Below are 3,823 nucleotides of genomic sequence, written 5' to 3' on the forward strand. Positions count from 1 at the left end.
CTACGCGGCGGCGAATGCTTTCCTGGACGGGCTGGCGCAGTACCGGCACGGTGCGGGGCTTGCCGCGACGTCGGTGGCCTGGGGTCTGTGGGCGGGGCCCGGGATGGGCGCGGCGGGTGCGGAGTTCCTGGAGGCGTACCGGCGTCGTGGTGTGCTGCCGATGGCCCCGGAGCTGGCGATGGCGGCTCTGGAGCGGGCGGTGGGCGACGGCTCGGTCACTTTGACGGTGACGGACACGGACTGGGAACGGTTCGCGCCGAGTTTCACCGTCGAGCGCCCGAGCCCTCTCCTCACCGGCATCCCCGAGGCACGCAAGGCATTGACCCGGCCGCAGTCTGCCGGGGAGTCGGCGTTGCGGCACAGGCTGGCCGGCATGGGGGAGAAGGAGCGGGCGCGGGTGTTGCTGGACCTGGTCCGGCGGGAAGCGGCCGTCACCCTCGGTTTCGACAACGCCGACGCCCTCCCGCCCGGCCGGGCCTTCCGCGATGCCGGTTTCGATTCGCTGACCGCGGTGGAGTTGCGGAACAAGCTGGGTTCGGCCACCGGTCTCGTACTGCCCGCGAGCCTTGTCTTCGACTACCCAACCCCCGCTGCGCTGGCCGACCACCTTCGTTCGGAGCTGCTGGGCGCGGTCGAAGCCGTGTCAGTGACGCCGGTGACCGCGCTGGCGGTGGACGAGCCGATCGCCATCGTAGGGATGGGCTGCCGGTTCCCGGGTGGGGTGTCGTCGCCGGAGCAGTTGTGGGATGTGGTGGTGTCGTCGGTCGATGCGGTGGGTGAGTTCCCTGGTGATCGGGGCTGGGATCTGACCGGTGACAGTTACGCCCAGGTGGGCGGTTTCCTTCACGATGCGGCGGAGTTCGACGCGGGGTTTTTCGGGATTTCGCCGCGTGAGGCGTTGGCGATGGATCCGCAGCAGCGGTTGTTGCTGGAGACGTCGTGGGAGGCGTTGGAACGGGCCGGCATTGATCCGGACGTGTTGCGGGGCAGCAAGACCGGGGTGTTCGTGGGCGGGGCCGGTTCGGGCTATGACGCTGTGGGGGGTGTCTCGGGTGATGCCGAAGGCTATGTGCTGACCGGTGGTGCGGGCAGTGTGCTGTCGGGCCGGATCGCTTACACGTTGGGGTTGGAAGGGCCCGCGGTCACGGTGGACACGGCGTGTTCGTCGTCGCTGGTGGCGTTGCATCTCGCGGCTCAGGCACTGCGGTCCGGCGAGTGCTCGATGGCGCTGGCCGGTGGTGTGACGGTGATGGCCACACCGCGGGGCTTTGCCGAGTTCGCGATTCAGGGCGGGTTGGCGGGCGACGGTCGTTGCAAGGCGTTCTCCTCGGCGGCTGACGGCACTGGGTGGGCCGAGGGTGTGGGGCTATTGGTGGTGGAGCGGTTGTCAGACGCCCGGCGCAATGGGCATCGGGTGTTGGCGGTGGTGCGGGGTTCGGCGGTGAATCAGGACGGTGCGTCGAACGGGTTGTCGGCGCCGAATGGTCCGTCGCAGCAGCGGGTGATCCGGCAGGCACTGGCCAGCGCCGGAGTCAGCCCGGCTGAGGTGGATGTCGTGGAGGCGCATGGCACGGGCACCCGGCTGGGCGACCCCATCGAGGCCCAGGCTCTACTGGCCACCTATGGGCAGGATCGTCCTACGGATCGCCCGCTGTGGCTCGGATCCCTGAAGTCCAACATCGGTCACACGCAGGCCGCCGCCGGTGTCGCCGGTGTGATCAAGATGGTGCTGGCGATGCAGCAGGGTGTGCTGCCTCGCACCCTGCACGTGGATGAGCCGACTCCGGAAGTGGACTGGTCAGCCGGCGCCGTGGAGTTGCTGACCGAACAACGACAGTGGCCGGTGGTCGACCGGCCGTGGCGGGCTGGGGTGTCCTCGTTCGGAGTCAGCGGCACTAACGCCCACGTGATTCTCGAACAGGCCCTGGTGTCCGATGCGGAGCCTGGGCCGGCGACTGCTCCGGTGATGGTGCCGTGGGTGCTGTCGGCCAGGTCGGAGTCGGCGTTGCGGGATCAGGCGCAGCGTCTCGCAGCACACGTAGAGGCCGATCCGGGACTGGACCCGGTGGGTGTGGGCGCGGCCCTGGTGTCCACCCGGGCGAGTCTGGAGCACCGGGCGGTGGTCCTGGGCACCGACCGGGACGAACTGATCTCCAGGCTGGCTGGGTTGGCGGCCGGGGAGCCGGGTGCCGGTGTGGTGTCCGGTGTGGCTGGTCAGGTTGGTCGGACGGCGTTTTTGTTCACGGGTCAGGGTGCGCAGCGGTTGGGGATGGGGCGTGAGCTGGCTGAGGAGTTCCCGGTGTTCGCGGAGGCGTTCGGGGAGGTGTGTGCCGGGTTTGAGGGTCTGCTCCCGGGGTCGCTCCAGGAAGTCGTGTTCGGTGGGGATGAGGGTCTGCTGACGGGGACGGGGTGGGCGCAGCCGGCGTTGTTCGCGTTCGAGGTCGCTTTGTTCCGGCTGCTGTCGTCGTGGGGTGTCACTCCGGATTTTGTGGTGGGGCATTCGATCGGTGAGTTGTCGGCGGCGTATGTGGCGGGTGTGTGGTCGTTGGGGGATGCGTGCCGGGTGGTGGCGGCGCGGGCGGGGTTGATGCAGGCCCTGCCGACTGAGGGCGTCATGCTGGCGGTGGAGGCGAGCGAGGACGAGATCGCCTCGGCGGCGGGCGAGGTCGACGGCTGGGGTGAGCGGGCCACGGTCGCGGCGGTCAATGCCGCCCGTTCCGTGGTGCTCTCGGGTGACGCCGCAGTGGTTGAGGCGATGGGCGAGCTCTGGCGTGACCGGGGTAGGAGGGTGCGGCGTCTGCGCGTCAGCCATGCGTTCCACTCGCCCCTGATGGACCCCATGCTCGACTCGTTCGCCGAGGTACTGGGCGGGGTGGAGTTCAACGCTCCGTCGGTGGGCATGACGGTCACCACTGCGCAGGCGTGCAGTGCGGAGTACTGGGTGCGGCAGGTGCGCGAGCCCGTCCGTTTCGCCGACATGCTGACCGGGCTGAGCGCTGAAGGCGTGACACATTTCGTGGAAATCGGTCCCGACGGCGTGCTGACGGGTCTGGGATCGGGCGCGGTGGACGGAGTCTTCCTCGCCACCCAGCGCCGCGACCGGCCCGAGGTCCACACCGCCCTGACCGCCCTGTCCACTCTCCACACCAGCGGTGTTCCGGTGGACTGGTCCGTGTTGGTGGGCCGGGATACGACGGTGGATCTGCCGACGTATGCCTTCCAGCGTGAGCGGTACTGGCCGGAGCCGGTGTCGGAGTCTGTGGTGGGTGGTGCGGATGATGAGTTGTGGTCGGTGGTGCGGGATATGGATGCGGGGGTGTTGTCGGCGGAGTTGGGTGTTGGTGAGGGGGTTTTGGCTGAGGTGGTGCCGGCGTTGTCGGCGTGGCGTGAGCGTCGGCGGGCCCGGTCCGCAGTGGACGGGTGGAGGTTCGCGGAGAGCTGGAAGCTGCTGCCGGGGACATCCGGGGCTGCTCTGCCGGGCACCTGGCTCGTGGTGGTGCCTGTCGGGTGGGGTGAGGATGCGTGGGTTGCCTCGGTGATCGGGGCATTGGGCGCCGGGGTGGTGCGGTTGGAGGTGGCGGGGGACGTCGGTCGTGCTGTGTTTGCCGCGCGGCTGGCGGACCTTCCCGAGCTGGCTGGGGTGGTGTCGCTGTTGGGTGTGGTCGAGGAGGCGGGTGAGGGGTTCGAGGCCACACCTGCGGGCCTGGCCGGGACGGTGGGGTTGGTCCAGGCGTTGGGTGATGCCGGGATCACCGCGCGGGTGTGGTGTGTGACGCGGGGTGCGGTGTCGGTGGGGTCTGCGGATCCGGTCGTCGGCCCGGTG

General features: G+C 69.5%; 1 protein-coding gene. It reads left to right on the forward strand.

Translation table 11 applies throughout. From position 1 onward, the window contains the following. Positions 1-3,823, forward strand: a 3,823-nt coding sequence (locus ACYUD3_RS38460) for a type I polyketide synthase (RefSeq protein WP_470981151.1), incomplete at both ends; no start/stop codon positions are given.

It is taken from the genome of Streptomyces sp. AMJ-169 (genome assembly GCF_055597585.1).